Annotated in this window: 15 protein-coding genes, 2 tRNA genes and 1 pseudogene; 10 read left to right on the top strand and 8 right to left on the bottom strand. The window is 59.2% G+C overall.

Features of this window, described 5'->3' with window-relative positions:
- The first annotated feature begins 3 nt into the window (after positions 1-3).
- From recO to nagZ, 4 genes are all read left to right on the top strand, one after another.
- The gene (gene recO, locus AC15MQ_RS21730; protein WP_483081311.1) at positions 4-720 is read left to right on the top strand and encodes a DNA repair protein RecO; all 717 of its coding nucleotides are present in this window, start codon (positions 4-6) and stop codon (positions 718-720) included.
- Positions 717-1,478, top strand: coding sequence for a pyridoxine 5'-phosphate synthase (locus AC15MQ_RS21725; RefSeq protein WP_287652444.1), 762 nt, complete (start codon positions 717-719; stop codon positions 1,476-1,478). The genes recO and AC15MQ_RS21725 overlap by 4 nt, the downstream gene beginning before the upstream one ends.
- 111 nt (positions 1,479-1,589) lie before the next feature.
- Positions 1,590-1,967, top strand: a complete 378-nt coding sequence (acpS, locus tag AC15MQ_RS21720) for a holo-ACP synthase (protein ID WP_287652445.1) — start codon at positions 1,590-1,592, stop codon at positions 1,965-1,967.
- Positions 1,964-2,980, top strand: a complete 1,017-nt coding sequence (gene nagZ, locus AC15MQ_RS21715; protein WP_332336897.1) for a beta-N-acetylhexosaminidase — start codon at positions 1,964-1,966, stop codon at positions 2,978-2,980. The genes acpS and nagZ overlap by 4 nt, the downstream gene beginning before the upstream one ends.
- Here nagZ and AC15MQ_RS21710 read toward each other — a convergent pair.
- The 3 genes from AC15MQ_RS21710 to earP are packed head-to-tail and all read right to left on the bottom strand — an operon-like array spanning position 2,969 to position 6,224.
- Positions 2,969-4,396 carry a pyridoxal phosphate-dependent decarboxylase family protein gene (locus tag AC15MQ_RS21710; protein ID WP_287652447.1) on the bottom strand — a complete coding sequence of 476 codons (1,428 nt, stop codon included), beginning with the start codon at positions 4,394-4,396 and terminating at the stop codon, positions 2,969-2,971. The two genes, nagZ and AC15MQ_RS21710, sit on opposite strands and share 12 nt — an antisense overlap.
- Before the next feature lie 54 nt (positions 4,397-4,450).
- Positions 4,451-5,008, bottom strand: a complete 558-nt coding sequence (gene efp / locus AC15MQ_RS21705; protein WP_332336899.1) for an elongation factor P — start codon at positions 5,006-5,008, stop codon at positions 4,451-4,453.
- Between the two features lie 37 nt (positions 5,009-5,045).
- Entirely contained in the window at positions 5,046-6,224 is a 1,179-nt protein-coding gene (gene earP, locus AC15MQ_RS21700) for an elongation factor P maturation arginine rhamnosyltransferase EarP (protein WP_483081310.1), read from the bottom strand.
- Positions 6,225-6,300: 76 nt separating this feature from the next.
- Between earP and AC15MQ_RS21695 the strand changes: the two are divergent.
- The 5 genes and pseudogenes from AC15MQ_RS21695 (at position 6,301) to AC15MQ_RS21675 (ending at position 10,301) form a co-directional block, all read left to right on the top strand.
- Positions 6,301-7,532: pseudogene (locus tag AC15MQ_RS21695) on the top strand (ISAzo13 family transposase).
- Between the two features lie 61 nt (positions 7,533-7,593).
- Complete coding sequence (gene uvrC, locus AC15MQ_RS21690) at positions 7,594-9,411, top strand: excinuclease ABC subunit UvrC (protein WP_332336901.1); 1,818 nt, start codon at positions 7,594-7,596, stop codon at positions 9,409-9,411.
- Entirely contained in the window at positions 9,411-9,989 is a 579-nt protein-coding gene (gene pgsA, locus AC15MQ_RS21685; RefSeq protein WP_287652450.1) for a CDP-diacylglycerol--glycerol-3-phosphate 3-phosphatidyltransferase, read from the top strand. Before uvrC ends, pgsA begins: the two co-directional genes overlap by 1 nt.
- Before the next feature lie 95 nt (positions 9,990-10,084).
- A tRNA-Gly gene (locus tag AC15MQ_RS21680) sits at positions 10,085-10,160 on the top strand.
- A gap of 67 nt (positions 10,161-10,227) precedes the next feature.
- A tRNA-Cys gene (locus tag AC15MQ_RS21675) sits at positions 10,228-10,301 on the top strand.
- A 308-nt stretch (positions 10,302-10,609) separates the two neighbouring features.
- Here the strand turns inward: AC15MQ_RS21675 and AC15MQ_RS21670 are convergent.
- Genes AC15MQ_RS21670 through AC15MQ_RS21650 form a run of 5 tightly spaced genes read right to left on the bottom strand, consistent with a single transcriptional unit; the run spans position 10,610 to position 12,167 of the window.
- Complete coding sequence (locus AC15MQ_RS21670) at positions 10,610-10,987, bottom strand: hypothetical protein (RefSeq protein WP_483081309.1); 378 nt, start codon at positions 10,985-10,987, stop codon at positions 10,610-10,612.
- The gene (locus AC15MQ_RS21665) at positions 10,971-11,243 is read right to left on the bottom strand and encodes a hypothetical protein (protein ID WP_483081308.1); all 273 of its coding nucleotides are present in this window, start codon (positions 11,241-11,243) and stop codon (positions 10,971-10,973) included. Before AC15MQ_RS21665 ends, AC15MQ_RS21670 begins: the two co-directional genes overlap by 17 nt.
- Complete coding sequence (locus AC15MQ_RS21660; RefSeq protein WP_483081307.1) at positions 11,240-11,494, bottom strand: hypothetical protein; 255 nt, start codon at positions 11,492-11,494, stop codon at positions 11,240-11,242. Before AC15MQ_RS21660 ends, AC15MQ_RS21665 begins: the two co-directional genes overlap by 4 nt.
- The gene (locus tag AC15MQ_RS21655) at positions 11,491-11,925 is read right to left on the bottom strand and encodes a DUF5681 domain-containing protein (RefSeq protein WP_483081306.1); all 435 of its coding nucleotides are present in this window, start codon (positions 11,923-11,925) and stop codon (positions 11,491-11,493) included. Before AC15MQ_RS21655 ends, AC15MQ_RS21660 begins: the two co-directional genes overlap by 4 nt.
- Positions 11,922-12,167 carry a hypothetical protein gene (locus tag AC15MQ_RS21650; RefSeq protein ID WP_483081305.1) on the bottom strand — a complete coding sequence of 82 codons (246 nt, stop codon included), beginning with the start codon at positions 12,165-12,167 and terminating at the stop codon, positions 11,922-11,924. Before AC15MQ_RS21650 ends, AC15MQ_RS21655 begins: the two co-directional genes overlap by 4 nt.
- 678 nt (positions 12,168-12,845) lie before the next feature.
- Here AC15MQ_RS21650 and AC15MQ_RS21645 point away from each other — a divergent pair.
- Positions 12,846-15,455: an AAA family ATPase gene (locus AC15MQ_RS21645; RefSeq protein ID WP_483081304.1), complete on the top strand. Its 2,610-nt coding sequence runs from the start codon at positions 12,846-12,848 to the stop codon at positions 15,453-15,455.
- The last annotated feature ends 278 nt before the right edge of the window (positions 15,456-15,733 follow it).

Raw genomic sequence — 15,733 nt, 5'->3', positions numbered from 1 at the left:
GCAGTGAATCAGCGGCACAAGGTCGACGGTCAACCGGCTTTCGTTCTGCACGCCTACCCCTACAGCGAGACCAGCCTGATCGTCGACGTCTTCTCGCGCGACCATGGTCGTCTCGCGCTGCTGGCACGGGGTGCCCGGCGACCACGCTCGGTCATGCGCGGCGTATTGCTTGCCTTTCAGCCGCTCGAACTGGGCTGGGCAGGCCGCGGTGAGGTACACACACTGATGAAAGCCGAGTGGCAGGGAGGGCAGCCGCTGCTGACGGGCAAGTCCCTGTTCTGCGGCTACTATCTCAACGAGTTGCTGATGCACCTGCTGCCTCGTGAAGACGCGCACACACGACTGTTCTCGGTCTACGCCGACACCCTGCGTCGTATTGTCGATGGCGCGCAGGAATCGGCCTTGCGCTGCTTCGAGCGAGCGCTGTTGCAGGAACTTGGCTACGGTCTGACGCTGGAAAGCGACGCCACCGGAACCGCCGTCGACGCTGACGCACACTACGCGTACGAGATCGAACGCGGTCCGGTGCGACTGTCCAGCCCCGGCAGTTCAACACTCGCGGTCAGCGGCAGAACGCTGATCGATCTCGCGCGTGAGGATTTCTCCGATCCCCGCACGCTGGCCGAAGCCAAGCAACTGATGCGCACGCTGATCGGCCACTACACAGGCGGCAAGACACTCGCCAGCCGCAGGATTTTCAGGGAGCTACAGGAGCTATGATCGAACTTGGCGTCAATATTGACCATGTCGCGACGATCCGCCAGGCGCGCTGCACCTACGAGCCGGATCCGGTCTGGGCCGCAGTCGAAGCGCACCTCGGCGGTGCCGATGGCATCACCATCCACCTGCGCGAGGACCGGCGGCATATCCAGGATGGCGACGTTGAAAGGCTGCGCGATCTGGCACAGATCAAGCTGAATCTCGAAATGGCGGCCACCGACGAGATGATCGCCATAGCCTGCCGTATCAAGCCGCAGATGGCCATGCTGGTGCCCGAAGGCCGCCACGAGGTGACGACCGAAGGGGGGCTCGACATCGTGGCCCAGGAAACTCGCCTGCGCCAGTCCGTCGACCGCCTCGCCGACGCCGGCATCATCAGCAGCGTATTCATCAACGCCGAGCCCGCCCAGGTGGAAGCTGCGGCGCGCATCGGCGCACGGGTGTGCGAAATCCACACCGGTCCCTATGCTCATGCGTTTTACACCCAGGGAAGGGATGCCGAAAGCCGGGCCGTGCTCGCCGAACTCGACAAGGTTCGCGGCGCTGGCAAGCTGGTGCGTGATCTGGGTATGCGTTTCAATGCCGGGCACGCACTTAACTACTTCAACGTGCAGCCGATCGCCCAACTGACGGGCATCCGCGAACTGCACATCGGGCACGCGATCATCAGCCGGGCGATCTTTGTCGGCCTGCGCGAGTCCGTGCGCGAAATGAAGCGCCTGCTGCGCGAGGCGCAGGCGCGCGCCATGCGGTCATGAACTTGCCGGCCCGCAAATGATCCGCGTCATGCGCGTCGCCATGCACCGCCGTCCGGCTTCCGCATACGGGCGCCTGGCGTTGGGCGAGTCGTCGGCGCGACGGTCACGGCCATGATTGCCGGTATCGGCACCGACATCGTCGCCGTCGCCCGCCTCGACAGCTTCTACCAGCGGCACGGACAACGTGCGCTGGAAAAGCTTCTGTCGCCCAGGGAGCGTACCGAGTTTGTTGGCGTCAGGGATCCGGCGCGCTTCCTGGCCAAGCGTTTTGCGGCCAAGGAAGCGTTCGGCAAGGCGCTTGGCATCGGCCTCGTCGCACCAGCCACCTTGCCGAGCATCGGTATCAACCACGATGCGCTGGGCCGGCCGTTGTTCGAATACGCGACCGCGCTCGCCGCACACCTCGCGCAGCGTCGGCTCATCGCCCACCTGTCGATCAGCGACGAGCGCGACTATGCGATCGCTTTTGTCATCTTGGAACAGTCATGAACCTTCCTCTCGGCCCGCTGATGATCGATCTGGCAGGGCCCCAACTGTCCGACCTCGAACGCGAACGCTTATGCCACCCGCTGGTGGGTGGCCTGATTCTGTTCTCGCGAAACTACGAATCGCCGCAGCAGCTTGCGCACCTGACGACCGCAGTGCATGCCTTGCGCACCCCGGCCCTGCCAATTGGCATCGACCACGAGGGCGGCAGGGTGCAACGCTGCCGGACCGGCTTCACCCGCCTGCCGGCGATGCGCCGTCTCGGAGAACTGTGGGACCAGGATCGGCAGGCGGCGCTGCTCGCGGCGCGCAGGGTTGCCTATGTGCTCGCCGCCGAACTACGCGCGTGTGGCGTCGACCTGTCGTTTACGCCGGTACTCGACCTTGATTGGGGCCGCAGCAGCGTCATCGGTGATCGTTCGTTTCACTCTGATCCGGCCGCGGTCGTCGAACTGGCAGGCGCGCTGATTGAGGGCCTGCACCGCGCCGGCATGATCGCCTGCGGCAAGCATTTCCCCGGCCATGGCTGGGTCGAGGCGGATTCGCATGTCGCTCTGCCGATCGACGAGCGCCGGCTGGACGACATGACGCCTGACCTCGAGCCCTACCGCCACCTCGGACTCGACGCCGTCATGCCGGCGCACGTCATCTATCGGCAGGTGGACCACCGACCGGCCGGCTTCTCTCCGATCTGGATACGCCTGCTGCGCGACGAACTGGGCTTCGACGGCGTCATCTTCAGCGACGATCTGTCGATGGCCGGTGCGAGTGTCGCCGGTGGCATCGTCGAGCGATGCACGGCGGCATGCAACGCCGGCTGCGACCTGCTGCTGGTATGCAACTCACCGGACGCGGTCGGCGAACTCCTGGCCAACTGGCAGCCACGCCTCGATCCGCTGCGCGCACAACGTGTCCAACGCCTGCTGCCGAGCACGCCGGCACTCGACTGGGCAGGCCTGCAGCAGGACTCGGCCTACCTGGCCGGCGTGGCTGAGGCCACGCAGCTATCGACTTGATGTGGCGATGTCCTCGACGGCGGCCTGGAGGATGGCCACATCGTCAAGCGTGGTCAGCCAGTTGTCGAAGGCGGCACGAATCGCGGCGCGGCCATTCCAGACGGTTCCGGTGACGAATGCGCGGCCATCGCGCTGGATGGCGTCAACCGCCGCACGGTTGAGTGCATCGGTCGACGCGTCGTCCAGACCCGCGCGCACGATGCGAAAACAGACGATGTTGAGCGGTGCTGAGTTCATCAGTTCAAGGCCGGGCTGCGCCTCGATCCAGCGTGCGAAAACCGCGGCGTTGTCCACGCAGCGCTCGACGATCGCGCGATAGCCTTCGCGGCCAAAGGCCTTGAGCGTGCACCAGGCAGCCAGCGCACGGAAGCGACGCGACATCTCCGGCACGTGCGTGTACGGATCCCAGCCCGCACTGCCGACGACATAGGCGCCGCCTGCCAGGAACGCTTCGCGGAGGATGCCGGCATCGCGAACGAAGGCAAAGCCGCTGTCGTAGGGCACGTTCAGCCACTTGTGTGCGTCCGCGGCCACCGAGTCAGCCCGCTCGATCCCACGCGTCAGGTGCGCAAGCCGTGGCAACAAACGGGCGAAGAGTCCGAAGGCGCCGTCCACATGCAACCAGGCGCCGGCCGGATGGGCATCGCGCAGGTCGGCGAGCGCGGCAATGTCGTCGAAGTGGCCGCTGTTCACCTCGCCGGCGTTGCCGATCAGGATCACCGGTGCATCGATCCCGCGCAGCAGTGCCGCCATTGCCGCGATATCGACGGAGCCGCCCGGAGCGGCGACCTGGCGCACCTGATTGCGTCCCAGGCCCAGGGTACCCAGACATTTCAGGGCGCTGAGGTGAATCTCCGTGCTCGAGACGACGATGAGCGGCGGATGCCCTGCCAGCCCATCCGCCGCCGCGTCGAAGCCGAGTCGCCGCCCGGCCCATTGTCGCGCGGCGATCAGGCCGACAAGGTTGGCCATCGTGGCCCCGCTGGTCAGGGCACCGGACCATGCTGGCGGCAGTCCGAACAGCGCTTTAAGCCAGCGCAGGACGACGAGCTCGGTCTGCGCTGCCGCGGGACTGCTCGCCCACAGACCCGCGTTCTGGTCGATCGCCGAGGCGAGCCAATCGCCAGCGAGAGCGGCCGGCGTCACGCCGCCGGTCACGAAACCAAAGAAGCGTGGGCCCGGCGAAGCGGTAATACCGCGCTCGGCGCGCGTGACCCACTCCTCGAGCACGGCGGCCGGATCGCTCCCGGTTTCGGGCAGCGCTTCGTCGAGCGCAGTCGCCATTTCGTCCGCAGAGGGAACAAGACTGACCGGGCGTTCCGGCAGCGAGGCCAGAAAGGCGCACGCCAGTTCGTGTGCCTTGGCAAGGGCGCGTTGAGTCGTAGTCGCAACGGTGAAATCAGTACCGGTGGTCATGCGCCGAACTCCTCGGAGGGTGATCGAAGGACAGACCTCAAGGTCGTCAACGAATCAGCGGACGCGCGTACGATACTCGTTGCTGCGTGTGTCGATTTCGATCCTGTCACCGATTTCAATGAACGCCGGAACGGGCAACTCGAAACCGGTGGACACCCGTGCCGCTTTCATCACCTTGCCCGAGGTGTCGCCCTTCACGGCAGGTTCGGTGTAAACCACCTCGCGAACCACACTCGGCGGCAACTCGACCGAGATCGGTTTGCCATTGTAAAACACGGCTTCGCAGGGCATGCCATCCTCCAGGTAGTTGAGGACTTCACCCATGCAGTCGGCTTCAATCTCGTACGGGTTGTAATCAGCATCCATGAACACATAGAGGGGATCAGCGAAGTAGGAATAGCTGACCTCCTTGCGTTCGAGCTGAACGACATCAAACTTGTCGTCGGCGCGGAAGACTACTTCACTTGGCGATTCGCTCAGCAGGCTTTTCAGCTTCATCTTCACCACCGAGGCGTTGCGCCCGGATTTGACGTATTCCGACTTGAGAACCACCATCGGGTTGTTGCCGACCAGGAAAACATTACCCGGGCGCAGTTCTTGTGCGGTCTTCATCATGCGCTCCAGTAGACGGGTGGTGGTAAGCGTTTGATTATAACCTGGAACAACTGAAGCGTACCAGCCGGCCGAGGAGATCCTCCTGCAAGGACAGCTCGGCATCCCAGCGCAGCGCGTGCTCGCGCAACTGCGGCAAGGCTGCTACGAGCTTGCCCCAGGCCATGGCCTCGATTCGTCCAGCATTCCATGCGTGCCAGAAATCACGCAGCACCACGCTGCTGGCCTGCGGTAGCTGGGCGCAATATATCGCCAGGAAGGCGTCGAGCTTGGTCAGATGGGCCGCAGCCTGCTGCGGGTAGATATGCCAGACCAGTGGCCGGGCTGCCCACTGGGCGCGCACAAAGGAATCCTCGCCGCGAACGAAATTGAGGTCGCAGAGCCATAGCAGGCAGTCGTAACGGTCCTGTTCGACGAACGGCAGAACACGGACCTCTAAACTCCCGCGCCGGATGATGTCGCCCGACCCGAGCGAACGTCCCGCGAAGGCATCGAGCACCGGCAGCGGGCGCGATAAGGGCATCAGACAGCAGATGGGCCGCTCCGAAATTTCCCAAGCGCGCAACAGATCGCCGAGCGCCGGATTGTCGTAGCCGAACACGGAAACCAGCAGCGCGCTGGCGGGCGGCGCGGTGCTGCCCAGTTCACGCCACCACGCGGACCGCAGTTCGGCACTGCCGGTAAATTGCAGGCGCCGCGCACGCAAGGTGCTCTCGCGCAACAGGCCGCCGGTATCAACCGCGAAACCGGGGAAAAAGAAATACTTGATCAGCGGCAGGCGCGGGTGCGGCGAAGGCAGCAGATGGCAGCCGGACACCCATTCCTCCGCGCTCAGGTAGTCGAGATTGATCCAGACCGGGCGCGGCGACAGATGCGCCATGTGTTCGACGAAGGTTTCCGGAAGATGGCAGGCAAAGCCTTCCACGACAACCCGCGCGGGGACGACAGGGGTGAAACAGGTCTCCCAGCAGTGAATCTCGACCCCCTGAAGAACCTGGATCGACAGCCCTGGGTCCAATTCCGGGCACAGCAGCCGAAAGCTGTCGAAGTCATCGACCCAGAGGCGAACATGCAGCGCAAAATCGCCCGCCAGTTGTCGCGCCAGGCGCCAGCAGACGCCGATATCGCCGAAGTTGTCGATGACCCTGCAGAACACATCCCAGTCGGGACGGGCGGCAAAGGTGGATACGGACGGCACGGGCGGGCGTGATAACATCTAAGGTGATATCCCCAATTCTTCATACCGTTGTGTGCGATACTTTTAGCCGATTCTGCGATTGGAGGTCTTGCGAATGGGAGTCGCCACGGTAGCGGAAAGGAAGGTTTCTCTTGAAGCCGAGCACCTGGAAGATATCCGGCTTGCTGCGAGCAAGATGACGGGTGCGAGGCGCAGGGCGTTTCAGGCGGAGATGGCGTTGAAATATTGTAGTGGCAGTGCTCGGCGTGCCGAGGAGGTGTTCGGCTGGAGTCGGCAGGCCGTGCAGCTCGGTCTGCATGAGAAACGTACGGGTATCATCTGTCTGGGGCTGCACGCGTTCTGCTGCGGTGCGAAATTGTGGGAGAAGAAACACCCCGAGGTGGCGCAAGCCCTGTGGGAACTGGCGGAAAGTCATGCGCAACAAGACCCGACTTTTCGCACGACCTTGTCGTTCACCCGCCTGACCGCGGAGGAAGCCATCAAGCAGTTGCGAGCGCAGGGATTTGCGGACGATGTCCTGCCTTCCCGAAGCGGTATGTCGAGAGTGTTGAACCGCAACGGGTACCGGTTGCGCCCGGTGCTCAAGGCCAAACCCCAAAAAAAGTCCCTGAAACCGACGCCATTTTCGCCAACATCCGGGAACGTGACCGCGATAGCCAAGACGAAGCCGTCATGCGCCTGAGCATGGACTGCAAGGCGACGGTGAAGATTGGCGACTACTCGCGTGGCGGCAAGACGCGGGGTGACCACCGGGCTGCTGACCACGACATGGGGTGCGAGGAAAAACACACGCCGTTTGGTGTCGTCAATGAAGACAGTGGTTCCCTCCATCTGTCCTTCGGAAGCTCGGCGAAGACCAGCGATTTCATCATTGACAGTCTCTACGCCTGGTGGGAGCGTCAAGCACCCGAGGAGCGTGCTCGCGTCACACACCTCCAGATCAAGGCCGATAACGGACCGGAGAGCAATGGCCGGCGTACGCAATTCCTCAAGCGCATGGTCCAGTTCGCCGATCACATCGGCAGGTCCATCCGCCTCCTCTACTATCCGCCATACCACAGCAAATACAATCCGGTGGAGCGTTGCTGGGGAATCCTGGAAAAGCACTGGAACGGTGCCAAGCTGACCGATACCCAAACGATGCTGGAGTGGGCCAAGACCATGACCTGGAAAGGCGTTCATCCCGTCGTCGAACTGAGCCGCACGGTCTACGAGAAAGGAGTCACGGTGGCCAAGGAGGCTATGCAAGCGGTCGAGTCCCGTCTGGAACGTCACCCGCTCCTACCCAAGTGGGACATCTTGATCCGACCAGTCAGCACGGTATGAACTATCGTAGAAATCACCTAAGTCGCTATCCTACGTCAGCCTTGGGTTGACGCGAATGATCATGATCGAAACTTTCGACGCCAAATCGCTGCTTGCCACCCTGACCGAGTTGCCAGGCGTGTATCGGATGCTCGATGGCGCAGGCAATGTGCTCTACGTCGGGAAGGCGAAAAACCTCAGAAAGCGGCTGGCCTCTTATTTTCGTGACCATCATCCCAGCCCGCGAATCGCGCTGATGGTTGCGCAGATCGCCAGAGTCGAAACAACAGTGACGCGCTCCGAGGCCGAGGCACTGCTGCTCGAAAACAATCTGATCAAGAGTCTGTCACCACGCTACAACATCCTGTTTCGCGATGACAAGTCCTACCCCTACATCGTCCTGACGCACGACAGCTATCCACGGCTGGGTTTCTTTCGCGGCTCCACGGACAAGCGCGCCGACTACTTCGGCCCTTTTCCCTCGTCACCGGCGGTGCGCGCGAGTATCCATCTGCTACAGAAGATGTTTCGTCTGCGCACTTGCGAGAATCCGGTGTTCAACAACCGCACGCGGCCGTGTCTGCTCTACCAGATCAAACGCTGCTCGGCACCCTGCGTCGGTCTGATCGACCCTGTGCGTTATGCCCAGGACTTGCAGATGGCGACGCTGTTCCTGCAGGGTCGCCAACAGGACGTGATCGGCAGTCTTTCGGCGGCAATGGATCAGGCTGCAGCGAAACTCGCCTTTGAACAGGCGGCAGTCTATCGAGACCAAATCCAGTCCTTGCGACAGGTACAGGAAAAGCAGTACGTCGAGAGCGGCAAGGATGGAGACGTGGATATCGTCGCCGCAGTTGACGACCGCGGCGTGTCCTGTGTGAATCTGGCCATGGTTCGCGGTGGCCGACATCTCGGCGACAGACCGCAGTTTCCTGCCCATGCCGCCGATTCGACGGCGCTCGAAGCACTTACCGCGTTCCTCTACCAGCATTATCTTGCGCACCCGATTCCGGGGCGCATTCTTGTCAACCTGGCTCTGAGCGATGGTGAGGTCACCGACTGGCTCAGCGCAACGGCCGCACAGACAGTCAGGGTTGGCGAGGCAAGGACTACCGTGCAGCGCATCTGGGTGGAGATGGCCGAACAGAATGCGCGCCTGGCGATAACCGCCCGACGCAGTGTGTTGTCGCGTCAGGAGGCGCGACTCGAAGCGCTCTGCACGACCTTGGGTCTTGATCTCGAAGATGGCAAGGAGGCACGCATCGAGTGTTTCGACGTCAGCCACACGCAAGGCGAGTTGACCGTCGCCGCCTGTGTGGTCTATCAGGGTAGCGGCATGCGCAAGTCCGAGTACCGGCGCTTCAACATCCAGGACATCCAGCCTGGTGACGACTACGCTGCGATACAACAGGTGGTCCAGCGACGCTACGAGAAGCTGCCTGGTGGCGAGGGCGTGGCGCCGACGCTGATCCTGATCGACGGCGGGAGCGGCCAGGTCGGCATTGCGGCCGCGGCGCTCGAGGAACTTGGTCTCGCTGAACTGCCGCTCGTCGGCGTCGCCAAGGGCGAAGCACGCAAGCCAGGCCTGGAAACCTTGATTTTCGCGGACGGCCGCGAGCCGTTACAATTGCCTCCTGAACATCCGGCACTGCACCTGATTCAGGAAGTCCGTGACGAGGCGCATCGCTTTGCGGTTTCCGGGCATCGCGCCAGGCGCAACAAGGCTGGGCGGAGTTCAAGCCTGGAAGAGATCAGCGGCATCGGACCCAAGCGGCGCAAGGCACTGATTTCACGTTTTGGCGGCCTGCAAGGAATTTTGGATGCCGGCGTTGACCAACTGACTGCGGTTCCTGGAATCAGTCGGGAACTCGCCGAAAAAATTTACGCGGCTATGCACTGATGCCATTGAACATTCCCATCCTGCTGACCTGGCTGCGGATCATCCTGATTCCGCTGCTGATCGCCGTGTTCTACGTTCCGGAGACATGGGTCCAGACGGTCGGCCGCGACCTGGCGGCGACATTGATTTTTGTAGTGGCGGCGGTCACGGACTGGCTGGACGGCTATCTCGCACGCCGTTGGCGGCAGACTTCGGCTTTTGGAGCCTTCCTGGACCCGGTCGCGGACAAACTGATGGTCGCTGCTGCACTGATCGTCCTCGTTCAACTCGGAAGGCTCGACGCCATCCTGGCCATGATCATCATTGGCCGGGAGATCACGATTTCCGCCTTGCGCGAATGGATGGCGCGGATTGGCGCGCACAAGAGCGTTGCCGTATCGATGATCGGCAAGATCAAGACGACAGCGCAGATGATTGCCATCCCGATGCTGCTCTATTTTTCGCCGCTACGGGGGATCGATGTGTTTCAGGTCGGAACCTGGCTGATCTACGTCGCCGCCGTGCTGACCCTCTGGTCCATGGGCTACTACATGCGCATGGCGTGGCCACACCTGATTGAAGAAGACCGTAAGCGGTAGCCGACGCTCCGCCTGAGCAACCGAAAAAAATCGCGAAGCGGGGAAGAATCCGTTGACAGCAAGAGGCAGGCCTTTATAATGCGCACTCGCTTGACGCGGGAGTAGCTCAGTTGGTAGAGCGATACCTTGCCAAGGTATAGGTCGAGAGTTCGAGACTCTTCTCCCGCTCCAGAATTTCTGGCAAGCAGTCTGTGCGGCTCACAGCAAATTGAAATACCTACCCTCCCCAGGTGGGCGCGGCGCGATAGCAAAGCGGTTATGCACCGGATTGCAAATCCGTGTAGGTGGGTTCGACTCCCGCTCGCGCCTCCAAACAAAACAAGCACTTAGCGCGGTCATCCGGTTATGCTTTTCAGATACCGGCCTTCATGTAGCCACCATGTAGCCATTCTATGGCAATCCGCTTCAACGTCACCTACGAAAAAACCCGGCGCGGTGCTGGGTCGGCGAGCGAGGTGTCGAAGGTTGCCGACGAGAACGGCGAGCCGCTGGCGTACCCGTTAGCGCATCGGTCGACAAACTCTTCACCGAGATGCGGCGGATCACCGTCACGCATCCGCCAAGAAATATTGCCGTGCCTGTGGCGCCTGTCACATCGCCATGTCGCTGCCCGGATCGACCTACTCCTCTACCTCTTCGGGGTGCGCCACCGGCCCCCAAACTTTTCCCCCGAGCGTTTTGAAGACGTCGTCCAGCATGCTCTTGTTGCCCTGCTTGGAAGGAAGCATTGACGCCTCGACAAGTCGGGCCTCAAGATCGCTGGCGTAGTACGTTACGCCGTTCACGTTGTGGGGCCTGTCGCCTTGCCTGACCGCCGACGACACGACGGCGACGAAATCACCCCGCGCCTTCGCCTCTTCGATCTGCTGCCGGTGCTCGCCCCATGCTTCGGATCTCGCATCGGTCAATGGCTCCTCCAGCAGGCAAAAAGGCCGCACGGGTTGCGGCTGCAATGCCTCTTCGAGCTTGGCCAAGCGGCGTTCAATTGGCGTGGTCATTACAGCATCTCTCAGATCGAAGAAACAACAGGCAGGGTCGCTGGGGGGTAGCGGCAAGTGCTTCGGCCGTTGCCCGTTCAATGAAATCGTCTTCGGCCTCGTCTGCACGGCGGTCGACAACCTGGTCGCCAAAGGAGGCGCGGACAGGCTTATTGACGCCTGTCGACATGCCGCTGACGATGATGGCCTCGAGGAGTTCCGCGCCCCCGATCTCTGCCCGCTCCAGTTTGTTCATGCGCCGTTCGAGTGTGCTCATTGCAGCGCCTCTTGAGGTTGGAAAATCATGCAGCAGGGGCGCCGTTTTGTGCCGGCCAGGGCTTCGGCCTTCGACCGAGCCATAAAGATGTTTTCAGCCTCGTCGGCGCGGCGGTCGACAACAATGTCGCCGATGACGGCGCGGACAACTTCACTGCCGACGATGCGACGGACGATGATGTCGACTTGGTCCTCGTTGGGGTGCGCGGCCTGTTCCAGTTTGGCCGTGCGTCGTTCAAGTGCTGCGCTCATTTCCTCGTCTCCAGTGCGCTGATGCGCTGCTCAAGTTCGAGAGTCTCTACTGCCTTCCTGCGAGCCTCCACGATACCGGCCAGTGTCGTACCTTCACCCGGCAGCAGATCGCCGGCAGCAACAGCCTGCAAGATGGCTTGCTGAGCGGCGGCGATGCCAGAGGCGGTACTCGTCTCCGGCAGCGTCAGAAAGATCGGGCGCTCCTTCGCTGGCGGAACCAGTCTTTCGATCACCAGCCGCGCGGCGCTCATGTCGCCAGCTTTGGCCATGTCCACCACCTTGCGTGCGATCGCGTCGGCGCCTTCCTCCATCGCCGCCAGCGCAACAATAGTTACCCGGTTGCGGCTTCCCCTCGGTCTGCCCTTCGGATTGCCGGATTGCCCAGGCTGCCAGCCGGGGCGCAGGCCGCCAGATTTGTTGCTATCGCTCATTTCCTGTTCCTCGACGGTGCTGATTCAATGCTATGTTGTTTTGTGACACTCACGAAACCATACCGCCGGCCGATTTCTGCCCAAGCGCGCCATGCGCAGAGCCGGGCGGAGTCCGACGCATCAACGCGCCCCAGGATCGCCAGCAGCGCCCTTAGCGGCGCGTTTTGTTCATCGCCCATGGCGTCGGTGACTGCCAGGCTATCACGCTGGCGTTGCGCGCGTTTGCGCTCGGCAGCAGTCATCGGTTGGTCGCCTTTGGGCGGTCGCCCTGGATGTTTTGTGACAGTCACAAAACTGTCGGCCATCGCTTCCTCTTCTATTGCGTGACAATCACAATATTATCACCTAGGCCCACTTTCGGCACTGTCCATCGCAAGGTGCCCTTCGCGGCTGTCGATAAACAGAAAGGCTGAACACCGTGATGCTGGCGTCGAGAAGGCGCGCACCTCGGACGCATAGAGCAACGACCAGAGCGCGTTCAATGGGAGAGACGTGGCGCGGCTACCCGCCATCACAAGACGATGGCTACTTTTCTGCAAAGCCCACGCAGGGCTGGGGAGATCAACCTTAACTGGTCATTCGGCTGGGCTGGTCAATTTCGTCGCCTGACCGACCGTTGCGCTCCGGAAAGCAGTCAGTGGGTGTAGCATGGCGTCGGTCGGGAACCGGCCAGGATCTCCCGCACGAAGCTTCCGCGAACCGGCCCCCTGTGCGACCGCTGCTCCTCGTAGCCTGCCCTTGGACAAAGGCCAGCACCTTGGCCGAAGCCCATTCCCATTGCGTCTTTGTCCATTTTTTGCGAACGTTGCGTGCTAAGCCAACCCGCCACCAAGAGATGTGAATAATAGAGGGCTACTCCCCGCATTGCGGCCTTTTGTTACGCAGTAATCACTGCCGACCTGACCTGTAGGATTCTTATCATGACTGCCAGTGGTGATCTTGAAGAGATCAAAGTCAATGAAATAAAGAGACAACTCGCCCAATTTGTCGCAGATGGGCGAGTAGACGAGGGCGTGCTATCTCTCGTTATGCGAGGCAAATCTTGCATACCCTTGGAATGTGAATTGCTAGACTACAAGCAGCTGCTTCAAGATGACAAGCTGTCTTATGCAAAGGCAATGATCCGTATTCTCAGCCTCTATAATACGTACGGTGGCTACTTGTTATTTGGGGTTGAAGAACGCCAATCAGAAGTTGAGTTCTGGGCCGTTGGCATGCCACGAAACTCTATTGACCTTGAGCGCATCAAGGCCATGTTAAAGGAGTATACGGGGGAACGTATATCGCTGACGATGAGCTATTTTCCCCTACCGCCGGATCAATCTCAAACGCCTAGCGACTTGGTCTTGGCGCTGCTGTATGTGCCAAAGCGAACACACGCAGAGCCGCTTTGTTTCGGCAAAACAGGTCCAGAGGATAATAAACGGCCAATTTTCACGAAGGACGACTCTTTCTATAGGAAAGGAGATGAGTGCCTTCTGGTGAAAGGGAAATCCATATTGTTTTTGGCTGGTCCGAGGGACTGTCCATACGGATGTCTCGAAGGGCACTTCGATACTTTTGTCGGGAAGCGCGTAAAACTTGTACATAATCTTCCGGATAGAAATTTCATTTGTCCGAGATTCGTCGGTCGACGAGGAATCATCGAACAGCTGTGGGACTGGTTTGCCGATGAGTTCTCTCATGTACGAGTACTTGCAGGGGAAGGAGGGCTGGGTAAGACGTCGATTGCATATCAGTTCGCAGAAGAAATCTGCGCGGAAGCCGACTCAGGCTTAGAAAGAGTTCTTTGGTTAACAGCAAAGAAATTGCAATTTTCAGGTATCCAAAACCAACTAGTTGAAGTGCCAGAAACGCATTTCTCATCATATGATGAACTATTGCGGCTTCTTGCAGCTGAACTCGGTTTTATGGAATCGGAAATCGAGGGCGCGTCTGAAAAGCTTCTTAAACGCTATATCCAAGAAGGAGCCAGGTTAACGCCGTCGTTAATAATTGTTGATGACGTTGACTCTCTCGACCCGGAGCAGCAGAAGAAAGTCTTAGAGATAGGTTTTCTTTTCGGGGGCACAGAAAGTCGCCTGCTGCTTACAACTCGCGTAAACCAAAGCTACTCGACAGATATCGCCATCCAGATAAAAGGCTTTGGATTCGACGACTACATTCCATATGTCGAATCTCTTCAAGCCAGATATCCATATGTATGCCTATCCGAATCACAAGTGAGAGTAATGCATGATGCTACGAATGGCAGCCCGATGTTTACAGAATCGCTTTATCGGATTATGCGTTGGTTGAATCCAGGCAATGCCATTCAAGAATGGCGTGGAAAGCTTGGAGAAGAGGCTCGGGCAGCAGCCATCTGTCGTGAGGTAGATCAGCTTTCTCCTGAGGCCAAGCGGATTCTTTTGACTGCAGCGTTTTTTAGGGAATGTTCTTTTTCAGAAATCTCTGATGTCACCGGATACCCGGATCAAGTATTGGGAGATCGCATTAATGAATTGCGGTCGCTATATTTGCTGTCTGCGCCGCAAGTTACATCAGAAGCACGATTTAAGATAAACTCTAATACGCAGCAGTATGCGTTACGCAACAGAAATTGTTTGGCGATCGATTACCAAAAAATTGAGCACCGCGTCAAAGAGCTTCGATCGCAAACAAAAGCTATACGAGTTACTGCAACTGGAAACCATGTCGTCGGTGCGGCAATTGGCCAAGCGCTGGCCCAACTGAAACGTGGGTTAACTACTGATGCGATTGAGACAATAGTAGCGGCCGAGAAGCGATGCAAGGGGCACCCCGATCTGTTGACTATGCATGCGCGATGCCTGCTGAAAAGCGGGAAGGCAGATGACGCACGTCGAGTCGCCAGAAAAGCCTATGAGGCTAGCGCACGCAAGGAGATCCTTTTCGATGTTTGGTATGAGGCCGAGTGGGATTCGAAGCACTACACTGGTGCTTTAGAGGCCGCGGAATGCTGGACAAAATACGAGGATAACCCAGCCGCGTACTGGTGGCTAAGGAAGGCGTTAGCTCTATGGCATATTGCTACCGAATTGGGACGAGGCTCTCATATAGATCGGGCAATTTCGGAATACTGGTCCTGTGACGAACAGTTAGAAAAATATCAATCCCTCATTTCCAGCGAAGAGAGAAGAGAAGTACGTAAGCGCCGCTTTGAGGTTCATGACGCGGTCTGGAATCTTCTTCAAAAGCGAGAGAGTCGAGCTGTGGACACAGCCGTCCAAGCAATTGACAGCATTCGACGTATGATTAAAACAGGCGATTACCGAGTGACAAATTATCTCCACTTGGTGGATGCATTAGAGTGGCTAAATGCAGAGCTGGAGCGAAATAGCCGTAAGAAGGCGACAACGAAGGCTTTTGTTAACCTAATTGAGCAACGTTATAGAGAGGTGTTGTTGGAAATCAATTTATATTCAAAAAATAATCCTGACGACTCTCGGTTTGACCATGTACGAAGAAAATATGAGATTGTGAATCGCACTTTCAGTTCATGCTTGGAATAATCTCAAAATGGTTTTGTACATTGAAGTAATGCCTCTCGCTGTTGGGTTATAGGGCGCATAAATGGTCAGCAGTATTCTGCGGTATGTTATCCTAGATAAAAATCTGGACAGGGACATGCCTCGCAAGAGGGAAAAGTTGAAAGTTTAGAGATTTTGTTTACTAACGTCCGTTTAACATTAGCCGACGCGTTTTCATCTCAGAGTCAAGGGACTCTTTGGCCGAGTAGTTTTCGGTAATCCGCCACGTTGTAAGGCTGCTCCGCTCTGAGACCTGCCTC

The organism is Candidatus Accumulibacter propinquus (assembly GCF_056856495.1).
This window is presented reverse-complemented; position numbering and strand designations above follow the sequence as displayed.

Excerpts from the sequence above, each read along its gene's own strand:
- earP (WP_483081310.1), bottom strand. The coding sequence starts at position 6,224 with ATGTTATCACGCCCGCCCGTGCCGTCCGTATCCACCTTTGCCGCCCGT.
- AC15MQ_RS21655 (WP_483081306.1), bottom strand. The coding sequence starts at position 11,925 with ATGAGCGATAGCAACAAATCTGGCGGCCTGCGCCCCGGCTGGCAGCCT.
- AC15MQ_RS21650 (WP_483081305.1), bottom strand. The coding sequence starts at position 12,167 with ATGACTGCTGCCGAGCGCAAACGCGCGCAACGCCAGCGTGATAGCCTG.
- AC15MQ_RS21710 (WP_287652447.1), bottom strand. The coding sequence starts at position 4,396 with ATGACCACCGGTACTGATTTCACCGTTGCGACTACGACTCAACGCGCC.
- nagZ (WP_332336897.1), top strand. The coding sequence starts at position 1,964 with ATGAACCTTCCTCTCGGCCCGCTGATGATCGATCTGGCAGGGCCCCAA.
- AC15MQ_RS21665 (WP_483081308.1), bottom strand. The coding sequence starts at position 11,243 with ATGAGCACACTCGAACGGCGCATGAACAAACTGGAGCGGGCAGAGATC.
- efp (WP_332336899.1), bottom strand. The coding sequence starts at position 5,008 with ATGAAGACCGCACAAGAACTGCGCCCGGGTAATGTTTTCCTGGTCGGC.
- acpS (WP_287652445.1), top strand. The coding sequence starts at position 1,590 with ATGATTGCCGGTATCGGCACCGACATCGTCGCCGTCGCCCGCCTCGAC.
- AC15MQ_RS21725 (WP_287652444.1), top strand. The coding sequence starts at position 717 with ATGATCGAACTTGGCGTCAATATTGACCATGTCGCGACGATCCGCCAG.
- AC15MQ_RS21645 (WP_483081304.1), top strand. The coding sequence starts at position 12,846 with ATGACTGCCAGTGGTGATCTTGAAGAGATCAAAGTCAATGAAATAAAG.
- AC15MQ_RS21660 (WP_483081307.1), bottom strand. The coding sequence starts at position 11,494 with ATGAGCGCAGCACTTGAACGACGCACGGCCAAACTGGAACAGGCCGCG.
- pgsA (WP_287652450.1), top strand. The coding sequence starts at position 9,411 with ATGCCATTGAACATTCCCATCCTGCTGACCTGGCTGCGGATCATCCTG.
- uvrC (WP_332336901.1), top strand. The coding sequence starts at position 7,594 with ATGATCGAAACTTTCGACGCCAAATCGCTGCTTGCCACCCTGACCGAG.
- AC15MQ_RS21670 (WP_483081309.1), bottom strand. The coding sequence starts at position 10,987 with ATGACCACGCCAATTGAACGCCGCTTGGCCAAGCTCGAAGAGGCATTG.